The organism is Enterococcus sp. DIV1368b (assembly GCF_050529595.1).
Classification (GTDB): Bacteria; Bacillota; Bacilli; order Lactobacillales; family Enterococcaceae; genus Enterococcus_B; species Enterococcus_B mundtii.
On record NZ_CP172883.1, the window covers coordinates 1,408,232 to 1,431,622 of the forward strand.

Here is a 23,391-nt window from a genome sequence, read left to right on the forward strand (position 1 = left end):
ACGATGGTTATTTAATGATTATTGGCATATATTTAGGTAGAAGTAGTATATTTTTATTCCTAAAATCCGTTCAAATAAATTTAGTTTTACTCAGTCAAGTATTGATTTAATGATGCAAATTTTTGGTTTAGTTGTGCATACAATCTATCTCTTATTGAAATGTGTGCAAAGTTCTAATAAATAAAGGAGTTAGAGGATGCCTATCGAACAACATCGAGAAAGAATCGGTCAATTCACCAACAAGTCTCAGAGATATATAACTGACAATGAGCAACGAAGAAACTTGAATTTACTTGCTCAAAGTTTTGGGCATTATCCTGTCGGTAGAGGCGTTTGGTCGTCGACAGGGATACTTTACTTATTAAGTATTGGTCAAAATCTTCGAATATCGGACACAAATTTACCTAATCGACAGCGTGCAGTGCAAGAAACTACTGCAGCGTTTGAAGTGGATACTTTTGTAGGAGCACGACAACAAGGCGCGGAGATCACTTTAGATTCTTTATTGTCAAGTTCTACCGCGAATCCCCAGCGATTTATTCCAATTATGGTGAATAATGCACCTATCCCTACGAGCTCGTTCATTGACGCGGCCCTGCCTTCGAATCCGCTCATCTATTTAGTCGAAAAGGCCCATCAATGGAGCATTGGGATGCACAAAATGGCGCATCGAATGGCGCAAGTAGAAAATTGTACGACTACGAGTGAGATTTTTCATCAAAACCCTCTTGGCTTGTGGAATAGTGCCAATCATACACAAGCTCATTTTAAAACGATTTGTCAGACAGCCATTACAAAATCACAAACAACAAATGAAGAACGGAAAGATATGCCTGCGAACATTCAAAAGTTTTCTTTTAAGAAGCAAGCAATAGAGAAGGAGACACGCACGTTCACTGCCGAAGAAGCAGCTGAAAAAATGAAAACGGTATTCGAATCAACTGTGGAAGAATTCTATCAAACAAATAATGGAAGAACGACAGAAAAGATGAAAAAGCAGAGTATTCCTATTCAAGAGACGCTAGTCATTGATGCTTTTTGGGGAGAACTAACCGAGCTCTTTACGACCTTTTTCGGCAAAGCAGAGAATGCTACTTATACAGAGAAACCACTAGATGATGCTAATGGCTACTCGGCGATGGCTTATTTTGTTGAATGGATGAGCCAAACATTCTCGGTCAATTATTCGACCTATGATACAGTTGATAGCCAAATAAATCAGAATGCGCATATTCCTCTAGCGTCAGTTTTATCTGATCAAACGCAAACTCAAGCTTCAATGAAAGAACCGGCCGTAAAGGAAGTTGAGGCGGGAATCATGGCTCCTTTAAGGGAACTCACCAACAAATTGACAGAAAAACTTGATTACTTTGTAAAAAAATATGATTTTTTAGTCACAAGAGGCGCTGAAGCAGCGCCTACCATTGGTCGAGCAACGTCCGACCAATCTACAACTCTTCATTCTGTGGGAATAAGTCTAGAGGATCAACCATTGTTTCCTTCTAAGGACTCTGAATATGAACAAGTCATTCAAATCACTGAAGCTATTTCTAAAAATAAAAAACCTCCAGGCGCTTTGTCCCCATTACCGAATTTTCATTATGACGTGTTGCTTTCTCAAAGAAGGAATCAAACAGCCCAAGTAAATACTCATTTAAAAGAATTTTTTGTTGATCAGAGTTTACTTGGATCACAGGCAACTGATCTAGAGTTGATTGAAGTTGTTCAAAGATGGGCCGGAATGAATTGGAAAAATGAAGATTCGCTGTACTCCGCTAGAGCACAGTATCTTGCTTATCGAATACTTGAAGGATATGGGATAGAAGATGTACGATTAGGTGACTTCTTATCGGACATAAGATTACAGTCGATCTATAAGCAATGGAAAACGAATACTTTGTTGATTGATTATCTTTTTTTAGAAATCAATCAACAAACGAAGCAGTATCACTTATCACCTGTAGAGACAGCTACAGTGAATCAATTCCAAAATCAAAAAAAAATAAACAATCAAATCTATGCGGATTTTATACATCAGCGGCCACGAAGTGTTTCTAAGGATACAAAAATTCCAGCGATCTATTATCATAAAAATACTTTCAACCTGCGAACAAAAACAGTCGAAGTAAACGATATCGTTCAAAAATTTCTTTATAAGCAACGAATTTATTTGAACAAGCCAACGCCTGCAGGATTAGTTTCTGGGATGCAAAAATGGATTTTAAATGGGAAACTGTACGATGAAATCCTGCAAAGAGAACGAACAGCAGCCACCTTACTTTTGCAAGCCTATGGCATGACAGAGAAAAATTTAATGGTCAATCAGGCAAGAGCGATTTTGCTGCAATGGGAAGACAACAATGCGCAGACCGGTTATACATATAAGAAAATTAAGAAAAAAATTCTGGGCATTGATATCAATAACATCAAAAAGGATCAGGAAAAAGAACGTAAAGAACAAGTGAAACAAAAAACCGAATTGTTTCTTCGTGAAAATAATATAGATACATCCATAAATAATCTGCAACAACCAGAAAAATCACCGGATATGCATTCAACAAATGAGGACGATATGGTACGTCAAAGAGTTGCGATATTTTTATCTGAACAGGGTGTTGTGTGTCATGCATCAAATCAAAATGTACTTGCTGAGACAGTATCACATTGGATTTTACTTGAGGGAGCTACTCAAGACATTATCGATATGGTAAAAGTCAAGCAAATCGCCCAAGTGATCCTCAATGAAAAGGTAGATGGGGTTATTTCAAATGAACATGCTGAAATCACTTTTACGAAATGGTTGTGGGATCTGATTAAAGCGAATGACTCATTATTGACTGTAGTGCCACGATCAGTGAGCAATGAATCGGTAGTTGAAAATAGTACAGTCTCATCTTCTACAGACTTGAACGGGATTACTCTGACGGAATCAACGAATAAAGAAGACAAGGAATCGAAAGAAACAGTAAATAAAGAACAGTGGCGTAGTCCAAAAGTAATGAAACAAGTCGAAGATTTTTTCCGTAACAAAGGACTACTCATTGGCATGGCAAAAAAAGAGGATGTATTGAGTGCGATGGGAAGATGGTTCATCGAAGCTGAGAAGGAAACGATTATCATGCCTGAGAAAGTTCAGGCAGTTGCTTCAGTTATCTTAAAAGAACTGAAATTGTATGGTGGTAGTCCAGATGAAATGATCTCTGATTCCAGTGCCGAAAGAACGGTGATGAAGTGGACGTTTGAGAATGTCTTAGGTAGTTCGATTGAAGCCTACATCGCAAAGCAAATCGTTGAAGCCACTGATCCATCAGCCTTTACGATTGGTCAACTAAGAAGCTTGTTTATGTTTGAAGAATTAAAAAAAGCAGGATTGATCAACCTCTCTCAGACACAAGTAGCTTTACAACATGGCATTCGAGCTGAGGATGCAGAGATGTATCTAAAGAAACTTTGGATTTCTTTATCCAATCGAGCATTGCCCCATTACTTACTGAAATCAAGCAATCTTCCAGACAAGTTATTGATTTCTGATTATCATTCGTTGACTCAACTAACAGGTGCGAGCTTAATGGCCGATTTAGGTTTTTCGAAACAGTTCAATCAGACTGAAACACGATTGCTAGGTGAATTTTTCTTAGAAACACTTAGTTTTGAGGGAATCCATCACTTCGAAGAGTTGTCCTTCCTTTTGACACCAGCCTTGCTTACTGTGGCGCAACTAGAACCTGATAAAATGCAAGAAGCGCTAGTGAAGGGAGACTATATCGAAGTAGCACTTACTACATTTATTGGTTATTCGCACAAAGGGTATCTCCAAATGATGAAAACGCAAGCGATTGCTGATGATCTTGTCTTGACGTACCGACAAGCTGTGGTCAACTGGCGACGAAAAGTAGTGTTAGTAGATGAAGTATTAGCAGAGTGCAATCGACTTGGAATAAAGCTTGATTTGGCAGCGAGTCAAGTGTATCTAGCTGGCGGAAACCCGTGTCCCGGTCCATGGATACCACCAGATCTTGAAAGATGGTATACTCGACTGACCAAAGATGTCTCAGACTCTTTTCACTTGCTCAATGAGTTCCTTATCCAACTGTCCATTCAATCGATCGGGGAACAAGAGTTGGATTTTTTATTTTCTCCAGATAGCCGAATTTATCCAGCTTCGGCTCAATTTAAAAGTGAAGTCCGGCAATATCAGTTTCCAATAAATCTACGTTCAGTTCCTCCGCTTTTATTTTATAAACAGGAGGAATTATTGAACTCGACGCTCCATTTGAATCAAACGGATTTGATTGTCGTCATCAAGGGAAATGAAGAGCGCTGGTATGCATTGAAACAAGTAGAAAAAGGGGGATACAATTTTTATCGTGTTGACAAAGATCCATTTCTATTCCTTACCTATGGTCTGATGGATCAAAATGATCTCTGGGATGGGCAATTTCGAAAAAATGGAGATAAGATCCGGATTGGAAAGGAAGATTATTCATTTACCACGAAAGTGTATACTGATAAGGAATTTTCTCTTGGGGATGCGAAACAAACATTAGCCAATCAAATCAGTTTGAAACATAGAGATGCGCTTTATCAACAATTATATGATTCAGGAAATGAACAAACGACCGCTACAAAAGTCTGGAACGTCTTAAAACACGTGATTCCTTTTTATGATTGTGTTGTCGGCATTTCCGAGCAAAATGTCGAAGAAGCGGTACCTAATTGTCTGATTGATGCTGTCTCATTGATTCCTATTCTAGGTCAAGTAACTACTTTCAACATGAGGTTTGCCCTAGGAGTTGCAAAATCCGTCGTTAAAAGTGGGCTGAGTGTGACGCTAAAAACGAGCACGCGCTTTCTTCCGACTCTAACCGAGCTTAGAGGGCTGTTAGTAAATGCTATACGCTATTTAGATCCAGGAGTAGAGTTGCTCTCAGGTGGTGGACGTTTCATTTTGAAACGTTTAGTGGATTTTAGCAATGAACAATTTATAGGGAAAGAATTGAAAGCAGCGTTGACAAAATTAGATGATTTAGGAAGTAAACAGACCGATTGGACAAAAAGTTATGTGACTGCACGCTTGGCCAAGGATGGCCCAGAAGTTCGAGTGAAGCGCATGCCAAATAACTTATATTTAAGGGTAAGTGATCTTAGAAATGGGGATGTTTCTGGGAAGTACTTTACTTTAAGAGGTGATCAGTTGAGAGAATTCGAAGGACCTGCTACCTTTACACCAAGACAAAAGGTAGTGATCCAACGACTTTCAAGAACATTGGATGTTGATCAAGTATTCGTAGAAGAACCTAATTTAAATCCTAAAGCTTATGGAGAAGGGAACGTCTTTACATTCAAAAAAAGAGATGGTCAACGAGTTTCTGTGCTTCAAATGGATGGGCATATGATTCCTGTCGAAATAACTGTGCTCAAAAAGCATGGCGTACGCTACGATGTTTCTGATGGAGAACAGCTGTTACCCGTCAATTTCAATGGGATTGAATGGTATTTTGAACCTCCTACATCGCCAATTGTTATGAAATCTGTAGAAATAGACGTAACGAACCGAATCAATCAATTTGAAGCATTATGGGATCCAAGTATTCTTTCGCCCCCAGATGAACGAGGTTTGATGTGGAACATGGATGGCAGGTCCTACATCAAGATCAATGACCGGTATCTCCCGTTGATCTTATTGGATAAGGAAGTAGATCGGTATCATTTAGTAAAAAAAGATTTCCTTGAAACGATGACTGTTTTAAGGTTTGATCCAATCAATCACTCTTTTAGATTTGAATCTGAGCTAGAAAAACAAACGATTGATATTCAAAATCAAATAAGAAGGACCGGAGCAGCTGATAAGTCGCTACCTGGTACTTCAAGCGATGTTGCTGGTTCGTCACAAGAGGGAACTGCTCCCTCCCAGCTGTTACCAAACACGCCAGGAAGATGGAAAGAATGGAATGAAATTAGACAAGCAGTGGTAGTGGGCACTGATCCGCTGCCAAGGGTGACTGATAAAAATGTAGAATGTAAAAAATTAACTGCTTTTATCCCAGAACCACAGATCGAGGTTATTTTGGATGAAAAAAGTACGCAAATAGCAATTTCTAAAGGAATTGAAATGATGTATCATTCACAACCTGTAGATTACCAAGTTTTTTCAGGTTTGGATATTAGCAAGGTGCCAGATTATCTTAAACCCTACTTTAAAGAAATGTCAGATGGATTTTTTGAAGCAATCAATTATTTCAAAACTACAAAAGAAAGATGTATCGAGTTGTTGAAGCTAAATAACATTGCGGAAACACCGGAAGGTAAGTATGCAGCAGAGATGTTTGACATGTATCTGATTGAAAACCGTGAACCTTATTTAAAAGAAATTTTTAAAAGATTGTTAACTGTAGCGGAAAAAGGCGAGCGCTTTCTACGACAATCAGCAGATTGGGGATTTAAAAATATTTGGATCGTTTCTACTGAATTAGCAAAAAGTGAAACAACGCAGGCATTCTATTCAAAGGTCGAGGCAATTCCGAAAGCATATGCGTTCATATTGAGTCATGATCCGGAATGTCGAATCATATTTATTGCTGATACCAATCATATTGATCCAGATTATATGCCAAAAATGCAGATATCTGTAGATCCAAAAGAAACCCTTATCCATGAAACAACTCATATCGTGGCTATGGCATATGATGTTATTCCAAGTTATCCGTATATGGTGTCGGGGTATTCAAAATCTGGAGTAGATGTTCGCAACCAATATTTTAAAAAATATACAGGTTTTTTCAAAACAAACCAGTTCACTCGCTATGTTGATCAGTTAGCAGATTATCAGCAGTCCCCGACATTATCAGAGGAGGCGGTTATTCTTGCAGAAAAATCTGATGCGATGATGAGTATGAATATTCAAATCCTTGATGCAGAAACTCTAATGATAATGATCAGAGATGTTGCATTAGGAAATCCTTTCAATAAGCGTCCAGTCAATCAACGACCAAAACTTTTGAAACGAGACCTCAGTAATAATCAAAACAAACCAAAAATCAATGGGGAAATGCTTGTCACTCTTGCATTGATGAATTCTGGACAGTTTCATACAGCAGAAAGAAATTCGGAGTTGACAATTACACAAAAACAGTCGGTGAAGACAACTACAAGTCCCTTACCAATTAGCAAGACGAATCAGAACAAGCCCCTACAGAAAAAAACGCGAATAAATAAACTGGTTGGATTTAGCACAAAAATCAGTGGATTTGTGAATGGTGGGCAAGTAAACACCCCTGCAAAAAAAAAGAGCGACTTAAATCTTCAAAAGTAATGGAAACTAGTCAAAGTTAAACACTTTTTGTTGAGCCTCAAAAAACAAGGCTCCATCCACGAAAATTGTTCCTCAAATTTTTATGGATGGCGCCTTGTTTTCCGAAGCGGTGACTTCTGTTCCTGTCGTTTATTCAGAGTTCGGGCGAGAGGGCTAACCAACCAGTCTTTTTGCTATTCCTATTTTACGTTTACGCTTATTTTAGCAATATATATTTTACATTTAGTAATGTATAGTTTACAATATGAGTAAGAGATAAGAATGGAGGTTAGTCATCAAGTTGAAGAACATCCGAATGAAACTCGCACGTTTAGCAAATGATTTAAGCCAAGAAGAATTAGCACAACGTGTTGGGGTGACAAGGCAAACGATTGGATTGATTGAAGCAGGGAAATATAATCCGACACTTAAATTGTGTCAAGCCATCTGCCATGAATTAAATCAAACACTAGATGATCTATTTTGGGAGGATAAAGATGAAAAAGAATAAGCCTAAAGACGAACGTATTGTACAGATCAATAATCAAATACAAAGCGAAGCTTTTTTATTATTATTGGTATTATTAACGACTTCTATCTTTGTAAAGAGCTATCTTTTGGAGCAACCTGTTTCTGAATTGTTGACTGAGTTATTATTGTTAGGAATAGCGTTCATCTATCTATTGATTCGAGGTTCGCTGATTGGTCATGAGCTCATTGATCCATCCAAACATGCAAAGAAATTGCGTGTGTCAGCAGTCATTGTTGGGAGTGTGTTCGTTTCTGCAGTTACTGGGGTGAGAAATTATAGCTTATATCATGAGTTATACACTGGTTATTTCGATCCTCATTTTTTAGCGATTTTAGGGATTACATTTATATCTTCGGCTTTATTTATGTCTGCCTTAGTGTTTTTGGTTTCTTCTGTCAATCGATTTGGGCAGAAAAGACTGGAAAGTAAATTAGAGGATGAAAATGAGGAAAAATGACTGCTGAAAAAGATGATATAAGGATCGATCCATTAGGGATAACAGAGATTCCGCTTGTGTTTTGATAGAGACTAACGCATAATAGGAGGAGCGAAAATGGAAGTGAATGTTACTAGAGATACGGGATTTTACGGAATGGGTAGTCCAATCACATTACGGGTGGATGATCGGAAAATCAGTTTGGGGCAAAACCAATCTGTTACTCTAGATGTAGACGCCCCGTTTCAGATGCAAGTCACCTTTTTTTGGCTCAAAAGTCCAGTCTATACGATAGCAGAACCAACTAAAAACTATCGGATCACGATGAATTTATTGCTATTACAGTTATATCCCGTACTTTTCTTGTTTACAGGGATCAGTGCTGTTGCTATTCAAAGTATCCTTTATAGTTTACTGATCGTCGTCGTAATGATTGGTTTCTTTCTATTTATAAAAAATAAAGCATATGTCATCAAGGAGGCTAGTGATGAAGAATTCTGATCTTTTTTTGAGTAGCTTTAATCGGATCGAAAAATGGATGCAAGAAGAGATGGGAAATCCACGAAATATGGGGTTTACTGAACTCGTTCGTCGTTTAGCACAAAAGCAACACCAAAGTATCAAAAAATATGAGGATGACTTACTACAGTTGGCTCAATTACGTAATGCGATCGTGCATGATCGGATCGCCGTCGATTTTATTATCGCTGAGCCTAATGAATGGGCGACGAAGCGTATCCAAAGAATCGAGCAAGAACTGATTCGCCCAGAAACAGTGTTACCGCGTTTCGCAAAGCATGTGACTGGGTTTGAATGGGACATCCCATTACCTAGTTTATTGGAGACTGTTGCTAAAAAGCGTTATTCTCAGTTCCCGCTTTATCATAAAGGAACATTCAAAGGATTAGTGACGTTGCGTATGTTAGGTTTTTGGTTGGCCAAAGAAAGTCACCATGGTGTGATCGATCTTCAAGGAAAAATAGCTGCCGATCTGATCACACAAGATGGCAAGTACACCAATTATCATTTTGTTTCAGCTCAGACAACGATTGCTGAAGTAGAAAAAATGTTTGGTGAGCAGGGTACGCTTGAAGCTGTGTTGATCACCAAAAACGGCGACCCTAACGGAAATTTATTAGGGATCATCAGACCAAGAGATATTTATCATGAAGTAGAAAAGGAATGATTGTTTGTTAGCGATATATTGGATTATAAGTGCGTTGATCATCGGATTAGATCAATGGGTAAAATGGTTGATCGTCGATAACTTTGCTTTAGGAGAAACGAAATCAGTGATTCCAGGGATCTTGTCCTTGAATCATATCCGTAATTTCGGAGCAGCTTGGAGTTTACTAGAAGGAAAAATGTGGTTTTTTACTGTCGTGACGATCATCGCAGTTGTAGTGATCTTGACGTTGATGATCAAAAATCGCAGCAACGGAAATCGTTGGTTCATGATCGGTCTGACATTGATTCTAGCAGGAGCAATCGGTAACTTTATCGATCGTGTTCGTTTAGGTTATGTGATCGATATGTTCCAAACTGATTTCATGAATTTCCCGATTTTTAATGTGGCAGACATTTCTCTAGTAATCGGTGTGATCTGCGTATTGATTTATATTATTTTAGATGAAAAGGAACAACGAAAAAAATGACACAATTAAAAGCAACTATCAAAGAAGAAAAAGGCCGGATCGATAAAGTTCTGACAGCATTATTTGCGGATCATAGTCGTTCACAAGTCCAACAATGGTTAAAAGATGGTGCCGTTTCCGTAAATGGTGAACCAGTAAAAGCGAATTACAAAGTAAAATCGGCGGATGCGATCATCGTGGAAGTACCAGAGCCTGAAGAACTTGAGATCGTAGCAGAAGACTTACCAATAGAAATCGTCTATGAAGATGACGACGTAGCTGTGGTCAATAAACCACAAGGCATGGTCGTTCATCCTTCTGCTGGTCATGCCCAAGGAACACTAGTCAATGCGTTGATGTACCATATGAAAAATCTTTCATCGATCAATGGCGTGATCCGTCCAGGGATCGTCCATCGAATCGATAAAGACACGTCTGGATTATTGATGATCGCCAAAAATGATCAAGCCCATGAAGCGTTGGCACAGCAATTGAAAGATAAAACTTCCCTAAGAAAATACATTGCTTTAGTCCATGGCGTCATTCCACATGAAAAAGGGACGATCAATGCACCTATCGGCCGCTCAAAAGTCGATCGAAAAATACAAGCCATCCGTGAAGATGGAAAACCAGCTGTGACGCATTTTACTGTACTAGAACGTTTTGAGAATTTTACTTTAGTAGAATTACAATTAGAGACAGGGCGCACGCACCAGATCCGTGTGCATATGAAGTATATCGGTTATCCTTTAGCAGGTGATCCCGTATATGGACCAAAGAAAACTCTCAAAGGCAATGGCCAATTTTTACATGCGAAATTATTAGGTTTCACTCATCCTCAAACAAATGAACGAATGACCTTTGAGGCACCATTGCCAGAAGTTTTTGAAAAAACTTTAGAGAAGTTGAGAAAAGATATTGCTTTTTAAAGTACTTAACGGTATAGTATTAAACAATAAAAGAAAAACTTAATAGAAGTCCTTTAAGTTTAGTCCCGTGAGGCTAAGAAGGGTGTGAGTAAGAATTCCTGTGGTGCGCCATAGCGAGACTTGCTCAATGACGTCGCATACACAAAGCGACCAGTGTAGTAGTATACACTCAGTCTAAACATTCCTCCTGTCCTCTTAGGGCAGGAGTTTTTTTGTGTAAAAAATAGAGGGGGAAAAATGATGCAAGCCAAAGAAGTAGTGGATCAAGTAACGATGAAACGAGCGCTAACACGTATCACTTACGAAATCATCGAAAGAAATCAAAGTATCGAAGAGATCGTTTTAATCGGAATCAAAACGAGAGGAATCTATATCGCTGCTCGAATTGCCGAACGTCTGAAACAACTCGAAAATATTGAAGTACCTGTAGGAGAACTTGATATCACATTGTATCGTGACGATAAAAAAGAAATCGCTCAAGAACCAGAATTGCATTCTTCAGATATTCCAGTCAGTTTAGAAGGAAAAGAAGTTATCTTGATCGATGATGTGTTATACACAGGACGGACGATCCGCGCTGCAATGGATGCGGTCATGGACTTTGGTCGTCCAAGAAAAATCTCACTAGCGGTTCTAGTTGATCGCGGACACCGAGAATTACCGATCCGCGCAGATTACGTAGGAAAAAATATCCCTACAGCAAAAAAAGAAGAAATCTTAGTAGAGATGCAAGAATTAGATGGACAAGATCGCATCATGATCTTAAACGAGGAAAAGTAGAGGAGTAAGGCAAGATGGCAGAAGAAAAAAAGTTCCACAACGATAGTGTGGTATTAGACATCCATGATCGACCAACCATTGGACACTGGGTGGGATTAAGTTTACAGCATTTATTCACGATGTTCGGTGCAACTGTCTTAGTACCGATCTTAGTCGGAATCGACCCAGGGATTGCCTTGGTCAGTTCAGGATTAGGAACAATCGTTTACTTGATTACAACGAAAGGGAAGATCCCAGCTTATCTAGGCAGTAGTTTCGCGTTCATCGCAGCCATGCAGATGTTGATGAAAACCGACGGCTTCCCGGCGATCGCCCAAGGTGCGATGACGACAGCACTCGTCTATCTGATCGTTGCGTTGATCATCAAGAAAATCGGTTCCGCCTGGTTAGATAAAATCTTGCCACCGATCGTGGTTGGCCCAGTCATCATGGTCATCGGTTTAGGTTTAGCTGCCAATGCAGCAAACAACGCGATGTTCAATCAAGACCATTATGATTTCAAATATCTATCAGTTGCGTTGATCACTTTAGGATTGACGATTTTCTTCAATATGTTTCTACGCGGATTCCTAGGATTGTTACCGATCTTGCTTGGCATCATCTCTGGCTACATCGTCGCTTTACTTTTCGGGATCGTTGACACACAACCAATCATTGACGCACCATGGTTCGCACTACCTAACTTCGAGATTCCATTTGTCCAATATCAACCGAAGTTATATATAGGAGCAATCACCACAATGGCACCGATCGCCTTTGTCACAATGACCGAACACATCGGCCATTTGATGGTCTTGAACAAATTGACGAAACGTAATTTCTTTGAAGATCCAGGCTTACACCGTACATTGACAGGAGATGGATTGGCTCAGTTAGTGGCAGCTTTCGTTGGTGGACCTCCAGTGACAAGTTATGGTGAAAACATCGGAGTCTTGGCAATCACTCGTGTACACAGCGTGTTCGTGATCGGAGGCGCAGCGGTCTTCGCAGTGATCCTTGGCTTTATTGGCAAACTAAGTGCTTTGATATTAAGTATTCCTGGCCCAGTCATTTCAGGTATCAGTTTCATCCTATTCGGAGTGATTGCGGCAAGCGGGATGAAAATCTTAGTCGAAAACAAAATCGATTTTGATAAAAAGAAAAATCTATTGATTGCTTCAGTCATCTTAGTCGTAGGTATCGGGGGATTAGTCCTTGAAGTAGGAACATTCACTTTATCTGCCATGGCACTAGCAACTGTTTTAGGAATCATTTTGAATCTTATCTTACCAGAAACTTCACGCAGCGAAGAAAATTAAGGAGGACATCGCATGATCATCAAATCAGAACGCATCAGTTTAAAACACTTATTAACGGTAGAGGCATTGACAGACCAAGAAGTAATGGGGTTGATCCGACGAGGACAAGAGTTCAAGCAAGGCGCAACTTGGTCACCACAAAAATCCCAATATTTTGCAACAAACTTGTTCTTTGAAAACAGTACACGAACTCATAAAAGTTTTGATGTAGCAGAAAAGAAACTTGGTCTTGAAGTGATCGAATTTGAAGCAAGTACAAGTTCAGTTACAAAAGGTGAAACATTATACGATACCGTTCTAACGATGTCTGCACTTGGGGTGGATGTAGCTGTTATCCGTCATGGAGATGAAAACTACTATGACGAATTGATCCAAAGTAAAACGATCCAATGCTCGATCATCAATGGCGGTGACGGTAGTGGGCAACATCCAACGCAGTGCTTACTTGATTTGATGACGATCTATGAAGAATTTGGCTATTTCGAAGGCTTGAAAGTGGCGATCGTCGGAGATATCACACATTCTCGTGTCGCAAAATCGAATATGCAGATGTTGAAACGTCTTGGCGCGCAGGTTTTCTTCTCAGGTCCAAGAGAATGGTATGACGATGAATTTGAAGTTTACGGTCATTACTTACCACTAGATGACTTGCTGGATCAAGTCGATGTCATGATGATGTTGCGGGTGCAACATGAACGCCATGATGGAAAAGAAAGCTTTTCAAAAGAAGGCTATCACCAAGAGTACGGCTTGACGGTCGAACGCGCTAAAAAAATGCAAAAACATGCAATCATCATGCACCCAGCACCAGTCAATCGAGATGTCGAGTTGGCGGATTCACTGGTTGAAGGGTTACAGTCACGGATCATTCAACAAATGAGCAATGGCGTGTTTGTCAGAATGGCAATCTTAGAAGCTGTATTAAGTGGAAAAGCATAAACATAAGAGGAGGAAGAAACATGAAAACACTCATTAAAAACGGTCAAATCATTACAAAAAGAAATGAAACAACACCAGCAGAAATTTGGATCGAAGAAGGAAAGATCAAAGCAATCGGTACAGGCTTTCCTGAGGCTGAATTTGATGAAGTGTTTGATGCACAAGGGCAGTTGATCACACCTGGATTAGTGGATGTCCATGTCCATTTGAGAGAGCCGGGCTTTACTTACAAGGAAACGATCGAAGCTGGCACGAAAGCAGCTGCTCGAGGGGGATTCACCACTGTTTGTGCAATGCCAAATCTTGACCCAGTACCTGATACAGCAGAAAAATTAAAACAAGTCTATGACATCATCAAACGTGATGCGGTCGTCAAAGTATTACAGTATGCACCGATCACTGAGAATCTTCGAAGTGAAGAACTGGTCGATCAAGAAGCATTGATCAATGAAGGCGCATTTGCTTTTACCAATGACGGTGTCGGCGTGCAAACAGCAGGCACGATGTACTTAGCGATGAAAGAAGCCGCAAAAAACAATAAAGCACTCGTTGCTCACACAGAAGATGAATCATTATTATTTGGCGGTGTGATGCACGCAGGGGAAAAAGCAGAAGAGCTAGGGTTGCCAGGTATTTTGAGTGTGACTGAGTCTTCTCAAATTGCTCGTGATCTCCTATTAGCGGAAGCAACAGGCGTTCACTATCATGTCTGCCATGTTTCAACAAAAGAAAGTGTGCGAGTGATCCGCGATGCGAAAAAGGCCGGGATCCACGTGACTGCAGAGGTTTCACCACATCATCTGATCTTGATCGATGAAGATATCCCAGAAGATTTTGGTTTTTGGAAAATGAATCCACCATTGAGAGGCAAAGCCGATCGCGAGGCATTGATCGAAGGCTTGCTTGATGGCACGATCGATTGTATTGCCACCGACCATGCCCCTCACGGATTAGAAGAAAAAAGTCAAAGTTTCTTGCAATCACCTTTCGGTATCGTTGGAAGTGAAACTGCCTTCCAACTCGTGTATACACATTTTGTTGAAACCGGAAAATTCACACTAGAGCAAGTGATTGACTGGATGGCAGTCAAACCAGCAGCTATCTTTGGTTTGGAAGCTGGTACATTGACGATCGGCGCGCCAGCAGACGTGGCAGTTTACGATATTGCGCATGCTGCAGTAATCGATAAAAAAGATTTCTTATCAAAAGGCGAGAACACACCTTTTGTCGGTTGGGAAATCAAAGGGGAAACATTGATGACATTTGTCAACGGAAAACTTGTTTGGCATAAGGGGGAATAATTGGATGGAACGGTTGCTGATTTTAGAAGATGGCACAGTATTTAAAGGGAAATCATTTGGCGCGACAGCCAATGTGTTTGGAGAAATCGTCTTTACGACAAGTATGACAGGATATCAAGAAACGATCACAGACCAAAGTTTTAATGGACAGATCATTACATTTACGTACCCGATGGTAGGGAATTATGGCGTCAACCGTGATGATTATGAATCGATTGCACCAACGTGTAAAGGTGTAGTGGTCAAAGAGCATGCACGTGTTGCGTCAAATTGGCGTAACCAAATGACATTAGACGAGTTCTTGAAACAAAAGGGAATCCCTGGTATCTCTGGCATCGATACACGGGCGTTGACACGAAAGATCCGTGAAGTTGGGACGATGAAAGCCAGTATCGTGGATGCAGGCGACACATTTGAACATGCGTTTGACCAACTAAAAGCAACCGTTTTGGCAACGAACCAAGTCCAACAAGTTTCAACCAATAAACCTTATCCTAGCCCAGGAACAGGAAGAAATGTGGCAGTCATTGATTTTGGATTGAAACATAGCATCTTACGTGAATTGAGTAAGCGTGACTGTAATTTAACCGTCTTACCGTACAATACGGATGCGGAAACGATCCTTTCCTTATCGCCAGACGGCGTGATGTTGACGAATGGACCAGGGGATCCGAAAGATGTACCGGAAGCGATCGAGATGATCAAACAAATCCAAGGTAAGATCCCGATTTTCGGCATCTGCTTGGGGCATCAACTTTTTGCACTAGCAAATGGTGCAGATACGTACAAGATGAAATTTGGTCACCGTGGACTGAATCATCCTGTTCGTGAAGTTGCAACAGGAAGAATCGATTTTACGTCACAAAACCATGGCTATGCGGTAGATGAACAAACGATCGATCCGGAACAATTACTTGTCACTCATGTGGAAGTCAATGATGGCACAGTCGAAGGTGTCCGTCACCGTCGCTATCCTGCCTTCAGTGTGCAATTCCATCCGGATGCAGCACCTGGCCCACATGATGCACTACATTTATTTGATGAATTTATGGAAATGATGGACGCTGGAAAGGAGCAATTCTAATGCCAAAACGCACAGATATCAATAAAATCATGGTGATCGGTTCTGGTCCGATCATCATTGGTCAAGCCGCTGAGTTTGACTATGCAGGCACACAGGCTTGTCTTGCTTTAAAAGAAGAAGGCTACGAAGTCGTCTTAGTCAACTCCAATCCAGCAACGATCATGACCGATAAAGAAATCGCCGATCAAGTCTACCTAGAACCAATCACATTAGAATTTGTCTCACGAATTTTGCGAAAAGAACGTCCTGATGCGATCTTACCGACATTAGGTGGGCAAACAGGTCTGAATATGGCGATGGAATTAGCTGAATCAGGAATCTTGGACGAATTAGGCATCGAATTATTAGGGACAAAATTAAGTGCGATCGACCAAGCAGAAGATCGTGACTTGTTCAAAAAGTTGATGGAAGAATTAAATCAACCGATCCCAGAATCAGAAATCGTGACAACGGTGGAAGAAGCAGTTGCCTTTGCCAATAAAATCGGTTACCCGATCATCGTTCGACCAGCCTTCACATTAGGGGGTACTGGTGGTGGTATGTGTGAGAATGAAGCCGAACTACGCCAAATCGCGGAAAATGGCTTGAGCTTGTCGCCTGTCACACAATGTTTGATTGAACGTAGTATTGCAGGCTTCAAAGAAATCGAATATGAAGTGATGCGCGACTCTGCCGATAATGCCATCGTCGTCTGCAACATGGAAAATTTCGATCCAGTCGGTATCCATACAGGGGATTCGATCGTCTTTGCACCAAGCCAAACATTAGCAGACCATGAATATCAAATGTTAAGAGATGCATCACTATCGATTATCCGTGCATTGAAAATCGAAGGTGGCTGTAACGTTCAATTAGCATTAGACCCTCATAGTTTCAACTACTATGTCATCGAAGTGAACCCTCGTGTTTCACGCTCCTCTGCTTTAGCAAGTAAAGCGACCGGTTATCCGATCGCAAAATTAGCAGCTAAAATCGCGTTAGGCTTGACCTTGGATGAAATGAAAAATCCAGTAACAGGAACGACTTATGCTGAATTTGAACCCGCATTGGACTATGTAGTAGCAAAAATCCCACGTTGGCCCTTCGACAAATTCGAAAACGGTGAACGTGTCTTAGGCACGCAAATGAAAGCAACCGGCGAAGTGATGGCGATCGGTCGTAACATCGAAGAATCTTTATTAAAAGCCGTTCGTTCATTAGAAATCGGGGCGCACCACCTTGAATTGCCAGAACTGAAGACAGTCAGTGAAGAACGTTTGATGGAGAAAATCGTCCGGGCACAAGATGATCGTTTATTCTACTTAGCCGAAGCAATCCGTCGTGGCTATCCGATCCAAGAATTGGCAGACTTGACGAAAATCGATTTATTCTTCTTGGATAAATTGTTGCACATCGTTGAATTAGAAGACGAGCTTTCGGAACAACCGAATCAGTTGGATCTACTTCTTACTGTGAAACAAAATGGCTTCACGGATCGAAAAATTGCGGAATTGTGGAAAACGACGACGGAAGCGATTCGCCAATTACGTACAGAAAAGAACATTCAGCCTGTTTACAAAATGGTCGATACGTGTGCTGCCGAATTTGAATCCCACACACCTTACTTCTATAGTACGTATGAAATCGAAAATGAAAGCCATCGTTCAGAAAAACCGTCTGTTCTAGTACTTGGTTCTGGACCGATCCGTATCGGACAAGGGGTCGAATTTGACTATGCGACAGTTCATTCAGTGAATGCCATTCAACAAGCAGGCTATGAAGCAATCATCATGAATAGTAATCCTGAAACCGTTTCGACAGATTTCTCGATTTCTGATAAACTTTACTTTGAGCCTTTGACTTTTGAAGATGTGATGAATGTCATCGAGTTGGAACAACCAATCGGTGTCATCGTCCAATTTGGAGGACAAACAGCGATCAATCTAGCTGAACCATTAGCAAAGGCAGGTGTAAAAATCCTAGGAACAACGATCGAAGACCTTGATCGTGCGGAGAACCGTGATCTATTCGAACAAGCGTTACAAGAATTAGGGGTGCCTCAGCCGCTAGGAGATACTGCGACAAGTAAAGAAGAAGCTGTGGCAGTCGCAAACAAAATCGGTTATCCAGTGCTCGTTCGTCCAAGCTACGTCTTGGGAGGTCGGGCAATGGAGATCGTCGAGAATCAACGTGACTTAGAAGATTATATGGAACATGCGGTGAAAGCTTCACCAGAACATCCAGTCTTAGTCGACCGTTACTTGATCGGTAGTGAGTGCGAAGTCGATGCGATCTGTGATGGTGAAACCGTCTTGATCCCAGGAATCATGGAACACATTGAACGTGCAGGTGTCCATTCAGGCGATTCGATGGCGGTTTATCCACCACAAGCGCTGTCAGAGGAAATCAAGCAAACAATCGAAGATTACACGATCCGTTTAGCACGAGGGTTGAATTGTATCGGGATGATGAACATCCAATTCGTGATCCACGACAACCAAGTATATGTTATCGAAGTGAACCCACGTGCGAGTCGAACGGTTCCTTTCTTGAGCAAAGTGACGAATATCCCGATGGCACAGATCGCGACAAAAGCCATCTTAGGAGAAAAATTGAAAGACTTAGGCTATGAAGATGGCTTGTACCCTGAAACTGCCAACGTCCATGTCAAAGCGCCAGTCTTCTCATTTACGAAGTTGCATAAAGTGGACACTTATTTAGGACCAGAGATGAAATCGACAGGTGAAGTCATGGGTTCGGATCAAAACTTAGACAAAGCGCTGTATAAAGCGTTCGAAGCATCTGGTTTACGCTTGCCTGATTATGGGGCTGTCTTGTTTACGATCGCCGATGAAACGAAAGAAGAAGCCTTAGGTCTAGCAAAACGCTTTGCAGAAATCGGCTATAGCTTATTGGCAACGAAAAATACTGCAGCGTTCTTTGAACAACACGGACTTGTGGTGACCCCAGTGGCTAAAATCTCTGAAGAAACAAAAGAGAAAAATGTCGTTGACCTGATTCGTGCTGGCAAAGCACAAGTGGTCGTCAATACCATTGATAAAGATCGTGGGAATGCGTCAAAAGATGGTTTTATCATTCGACGTGAAGCAGTAGAGCATGGCACGCCATTGTTTACCTCCCTTGATACCGCGGATGCGATCGTCCGCGTGATGGAATCCCGAGCATTTTCAACACAAGCAATCTAATCATGGAGGGCAATTGCCCTCCTATTTAAAAAATGAAAAAAGCAAAGCAGTCTAGCGAAAAAGTCCCAAAACATAGGAGTGTAGAGATGAAACAAGAAGTAATGAAAATCGTTCACCAACGGCAACTAGCACCACGAATCTATGAAATGACACTGACTGGGGAATTAGTCCAAGAAATAACACGCCCTGGACAATTCCTTCATATTCGCGTACCCCGAGCAGATTTGTTGTTGCGCCGACCAATCAGTATCAACCAGATCGATCAATCACAAAAAACTTGTCGTATCATCTACCGTGTAGAAGGAGACGGAACAAAGCATTTCGCAGAATTGACTGCTGGTGATTCTTTAGACGTCTTAGGACCTTTAGGGAATGGCTTCGATCTTTCAGGATTAACGAAAGAAGATGAGGTCTTCATTGTCGGTGGAGGGATTGGTGTTCCTCCTTTATACGAACTATCGAAACAGCTGAAGGAACGAGGCGTCAAAGCGATTCACTTTCTAGGCTTTGCTTCACAAGAAGTAATGTATTATGAAGAAGAATTTCTAAAACTAGGTGATACAAGGATCGCAACCGATGACGGCACTTATGGACTGCATGGGAATGTCGGTAATCTATTGCTTGCGGCAAAAGATAAGCCTGCTGCTGTTTTTGCATGCGGTTCAAATGGATTACTAAAGACAGTGGAACAGCTTTTCGCCGGTCATCCTAACGTCCAACTGTCATTAGAGTCTCGCATGGCCTGTGGTGTCGGTGCATGTTACGCATGTGTCTGTCATGTCCCAGACGATGAAACAGGAACGAAAAGCTTGAAAGTCTGTGATGAAGGACCGATTTTCCAAGCAGGAGAGGTGATTTTATGAGTAACCCTTTAGCAGTTAAACTTCCAGGCCTAAACTTGAAGAATCCGATCATGCCAGCAAGTGGTTGCTTTGGATTTGGCAAAGAATATGGCAAATACTACGATTTGAACCAACTTGGCGCGATTATGGTAAAGGCGACGACACCTAAAGCGCGCTTTGGTAATCCCACGCCGCGAGTAGCAGAAACACCTTCTGGTATGCTCAACGCGATCGGGTTGCAAAATCCTGGAATGGAAGTGGTCATGGAAAAATCGCTACCTGAATTAGCCACCTATAAAGATTTGCCGATCATAGCAAATGTCGCTGGCGCGTGTGAAGAAGACTATGTTGAAGTCTGTGGCAAGATCGGTGATGCACCGAATGTCCATGCCATCGAACTTAATATCTCGTGTCCAAATGTCAAACACGGCGGAATTGCTTTTGGTACTGACCCAGATGTGGCGTTCCAACTGACACAAGCGGTGAAAAAAGTGGCGAATGTCCCTGTCTATGTCAAATTATCTCCTAATGTTACGGATATCGTTCCAGTGGCACAGGCTATTGAAGCTGGCGGCGCCGATGGGTTTACGATGATCAATACCTTGCTGGGGATGCGTATCGATCTGAAAACTAGAAAACCGATTCTTGCCAATCAAACAGGCGGTCTCTCAGGGCCAGCGATCAAACCGGTGGCTATTCGTTTGATCCATCAAGTGGCAGGTGTCTCTAACTTGCCGATCATTGGGATGGGCGGTGTGCAAACCGTTGATGATGTACTGGAGATGTATATGGCAGGTGCAAGTGCAGTTGCTGTTGGGACAGCCAACTTTACCGACCCTTATATCTGTCCAAAACTGATTGCAGACCTACCAGCGAGAATGAGCGAGTTAGGCATTGAGTCTTTAGAGCAATTGATCAAAGAAGTGAAAGAAGGTAGAAATCAATGAATCAACGACCAATTATTGCTTTAGATTTTTCATCTTGGCAAGAAGTAGAAACCTTTATGCAACGTTTCCCAGAAGACGAAAAGTTATTCGTTAAAATCGGTATGGAGCTCTTTTATCAAGAAGGACCAATCATCGTTCGTTGGTTAAAAGACGCGGGACATGATGTTTTCTTAGATTTGAAATTACATGATATCCCGAATACCGTGGAAAAAGCGATGCGTGGCTTAGCAAAATTAGGCGTAGACATCACTTGTGTCCATGCTGCCGGCGGTATCCGTATGATGGAAGCGGCGATGCGTGGTTTGACAGATGGCACACCCGAAGGTAAGAAACGACCTTTACTTTTAGCAATCACGCAACTGACTTCAACGAGCGAAGAAGAGATGCACCATGATCAACTGATCGAAGTGCCCTTAGAAGAAAGTGTGATCCACTACGCAGCTTGTGCAAAAGAAGCAGGTTTAGATGGGGTCGTATCTTCAGCACTTGAAGTAGCATCGATCAAAGCAAAAACAGGTGACACATTTACGTGTCTAACCCCTGGCATCCGACCAGAAGGAACAGTTGCTGGTGACCAAACCAGAATCGTGACACCAGCCCGCGCAAAAGAAATCGGCTCAACCTTTATCGTTGTCGGACGACCGATCACACAAGCAGAAGATCCTTATCAAGCCTATCAAACAATCAAAGCAGAATGGAGTCGTTGATCTATGAATATCGAACAAACTATTGCGAAAGACCTTTTAGAAATCGAAGCTGTTTTCTTAAGCCCCAATCAACCATTTACTTGGGCAAGTGGCATCAAAAGCCCCATCTATTGTGACAATCGCATCACGATGAGTTACCCAAAAGTCAGAAAAGAAATCGCTCAAGGATTAGCTGAAAAAATCAAGCAAGAATTTCCAGAAGTCGAAGTGATTGCTGGAACAGCAACTGCAGGAATCCCTCATGCAGCTTGGGTAGCTGAGATCTTAGACTTACCAATGGTCTATATTCGCAGCAAAGCGAAAGCTCATGGCAAAGGGAACCAAATCGAAGGACGGATCTTCGAAGGACAAAAAATGGTGGTCATTGAAGATTTGATCTCAACAGGTGGAAGTGTGCTAGAAGCCGCTGAAGCAGCAAAACGAGAAGGGGCGGATGTTTTAGGTGTTGCAGCTATCTTTACCTACGAGTTGCCAAAAGGAAAAGCTAACTTTGAAGCAGCGGGTCTGCCATTGGTTACTTTGACGAATTATTCTGTGCTGATCGAATTTGCTTTAGAAAACAAAACCATTGACGAAACAGAATTAGCTTTACTAAAAGAATGGAAAAAAGATCCTGAGAATTGGGTAACGGATTAAGTTGAAAAAAGGGCGGGAAAACATTTGTTGTTTCAGCCCTTTTTCTATTTGTGAACTAGCCAAATCCTGACGGTACATAGTAAAAACTAATCTTTTATAAATGAAAACCTCTAAAGATAATAAGCTGAAAATTTGCGAATTCAAGTTATTTAATGATAAGATTATCGGAAAAGTCATCTCAAGGAGGAGGAATCTTTATGGGATTGAATGAATTTATTTTAGGGCTAAATAACTTAGAAAGAATCACACGGGCGCCAGGTTTCTTTAAACATACTGAACATACTGTTGCTGCTCATTCCTATCGTGTGGCTTCAATTGCGCAAGTCTTAGGTGATATTGAAGAACTCCATGGGCAACCAATCGATTGGAAACTCTTGTATGAAAAAGCTTTGAACCATGATTACACGGAACGTTTTATCGGCGACATCAAAACTCCAGTAAAATATGCAAGTAAAGAATTGCGAGGGATGCTACAGACCGTCGAAGAAAAAATGACGGATGAGTTCATCAATCAAGAAATTCCCGAAGCATTACAAGACGTCTATCGTCGCCGCTTGTTCGAAGGAAAAGACGATACGGTCGAAGGCGAATTGCTAGCTGTATCAGATAAAATCGATTTGTTGTATGAATCATTTGATGAGATCAGTAAAAATAATCCGGAAAAAGTCTATAAAGAGATGTTTATTGAGGCGGTTACAACGATCAAAGGCTTTGACCATCGACCGTCCGTCCAATATTTTTTCAAGGAGATCTTTCCGGAGTTGCTCAATCAAGAATTCTATGGAAAAGAGGATTTCTTAGCAGCTGTTTCAAATATTGTCAAAAAAGAAAAAGAATAGTCGAAGTGCCT

Annotated in this window: 18 protein-coding genes; all 18 read left to right on the forward strand. The window is 41.2% G+C overall.

What is annotated here, in order from left to right; genetic code table 11:
- Positions 1-196 precede the first annotated feature (196 nt).
- The 18 genes from IGJ19_RS06595 to IGJ19_RS06680 all read left to right on the forward strand — a co-directional run bounded on the left by IGJ19_RS06595 (position 197) and on the right by IGJ19_RS06680 (position 23,380).
- A complete protein-coding gene (locus IGJ19_RS06595; protein ID WP_430604506.1) occupies positions 197-7,312 on the forward strand; it encodes a QWxxN domain in 7,116 nt (2,371 codons plus the stop codon).
- A 295-nt stretch (positions 7,313-7,607) separates the two neighbouring features.
- Positions 7,608-7,802, forward strand: a complete 195-nt coding sequence (locus IGJ19_RS06600) for a helix-turn-helix transcriptional regulator (protein ID WP_196768995.1) — start codon at positions 7,608-7,610, stop codon at positions 7,800-7,802.
- Positions 7,789-8,280 carry a DUF6773 family protein gene (locus tag IGJ19_RS06605; protein ID WP_430604507.1) on the forward strand — a complete coding sequence of 164 codons (492 nt, stop codon included), beginning with the start codon at positions 7,789-7,791 and terminating at the stop codon, positions 8,278-8,280. Before IGJ19_RS06600 ends, IGJ19_RS06605 begins: the two co-directional genes overlap by 14 nt.
- A gap of 96 nt (positions 8,281-8,376) precedes the next feature.
- Positions 8,377-8,760, forward strand: a complete 384-nt coding sequence (locus IGJ19_RS06610; protein WP_195273441.1) for a hypothetical protein — start codon at positions 8,377-8,379, stop codon at positions 8,758-8,760.
- Complete coding sequence (locus IGJ19_RS06615) at positions 8,747-9,445, forward strand: CBS domain-containing protein (protein ID WP_071867261.1); 699 nt, start codon at positions 8,747-8,749, stop codon at positions 9,443-9,445. Before IGJ19_RS06610 ends, IGJ19_RS06615 begins: the two co-directional genes overlap by 14 nt.
- Positions 9,446-9,449: 4 nt before the next feature.
- Positions 9,450-9,914 carry a signal peptidase II gene (gene lspA / locus IGJ19_RS06620; protein ID WP_062805267.1) on the forward strand — a complete coding sequence of 155 codons (465 nt, stop codon included), beginning with the start codon at positions 9,450-9,452 and terminating at the stop codon, positions 9,912-9,914.
- The gene (locus IGJ19_RS06625) at positions 9,911-10,822 is read left to right on the forward strand and encodes an RluA family pseudouridine synthase (RefSeq protein ID WP_071867263.1); all 912 of its coding nucleotides are present in this window, start codon (positions 9,911-9,913) and stop codon (positions 10,820-10,822) included. The genes lspA and IGJ19_RS06625 overlap by 4 nt, the downstream gene beginning before the upstream one ends.
- Before the next feature lie 240 nt (positions 10,823-11,062).
- Positions 11,063-11,602 (forward strand): bifunctional pyr operon transcriptional regulator/uracil phosphoribosyltransferase PyrR, encoded by a 540-nt coding sequence (gene pyrR / locus IGJ19_RS06630; RefSeq protein WP_430604508.1) that lies wholly within the window; start codon positions 11,063-11,065, stop codon positions 11,600-11,602.
- Between the two features lie 14 nt (positions 11,603-11,616).
- Positions 11,617-12,900: a solute carrier family 23 protein gene (locus tag IGJ19_RS06635; RefSeq protein WP_010735517.1), complete on the forward strand. Its 1,284-nt coding sequence runs from the start codon at positions 11,617-11,619 to the stop codon at positions 12,898-12,900.
- A 12-nt stretch (positions 12,901-12,912) separates the two neighbouring features.
- Complete coding sequence (locus tag IGJ19_RS06640) at positions 12,913-13,839, forward strand: aspartate carbamoyltransferase catalytic subunit (protein ID WP_023519624.1); 927 nt, start codon at positions 12,913-12,915, stop codon at positions 13,837-13,839.
- 20 nt (positions 13,840-13,859) lie between these two features.
- On the forward strand, positions 13,860-15,140 hold the full coding sequence (locus IGJ19_RS06645) for a dihydroorotase (RefSeq protein ID WP_272018018.1): 1,281 nt from the start codon (positions 13,860-13,862) through the stop codon (positions 15,138-15,140).
- A gap of 4 nt (positions 15,141-15,144) precedes the next feature.
- Positions 15,145-16,224: a carbamoyl phosphate synthase small subunit gene (locus IGJ19_RS06650; RefSeq protein WP_071867265.1), complete on the forward strand. Its 1,080-nt coding sequence runs from the start codon at positions 15,145-15,147 to the stop codon at positions 16,222-16,224.
- Complete coding sequence (carB, locus tag IGJ19_RS06655; protein ID WP_430604509.1) at positions 16,224-19,409, forward strand: carbamoyl-phosphate synthase large subunit; 3,186 nt, start codon at positions 16,224-16,226, stop codon at positions 19,407-19,409. The genes IGJ19_RS06650 and carB overlap by 1 nt, the downstream gene beginning before the upstream one ends.
- 86 nt (positions 19,410-19,495) lie before the next feature.
- Positions 19,496-20,272, forward strand: coding sequence for a dihydroorotate dehydrogenase electron transfer subunit (locus IGJ19_RS06660; RefSeq protein ID WP_430604510.1), 777 nt, complete (start codon positions 19,496-19,498; stop codon positions 20,270-20,272).
- Positions 20,269-21,198 (forward strand): dihydroorotate dehydrogenase, encoded by a 930-nt coding sequence (locus IGJ19_RS06665; protein WP_065095779.1) that lies wholly within the window; start codon positions 20,269-20,271, stop codon positions 21,196-21,198. The genes IGJ19_RS06660 and IGJ19_RS06665 overlap by 4 nt, the downstream gene beginning before the upstream one ends.
- Positions 21,195-21,905: an orotidine-5'-phosphate decarboxylase gene (gene pyrF, locus IGJ19_RS06670; protein WP_071867267.1), complete on the forward strand. Its 711-nt coding sequence runs from the start codon at positions 21,195-21,197 to the stop codon at positions 21,903-21,905. Before IGJ19_RS06665 ends, pyrF begins: the two co-directional genes overlap by 4 nt.
- 3 nt (positions 21,906-21,908) lie before the next feature.
- Positions 21,909-22,541: an orotate phosphoribosyltransferase gene (gene pyrE / locus IGJ19_RS06675; RefSeq protein WP_010735509.1), complete on the forward strand. Its 633-nt coding sequence runs from the start codon at positions 21,909-21,911 to the stop codon at positions 22,539-22,541.
- 197 nt (positions 22,542-22,738) lie between these two features.
- Positions 22,739-23,380, forward strand: coding sequence for a YfbR-like 5'-deoxynucleotidase (locus IGJ19_RS06680; protein ID WP_019722833.1), 642 nt, complete (start codon positions 22,739-22,741; stop codon positions 23,378-23,380).
- The last annotated feature ends 11 nt before the right edge of the window (positions 23,381-23,391 follow it).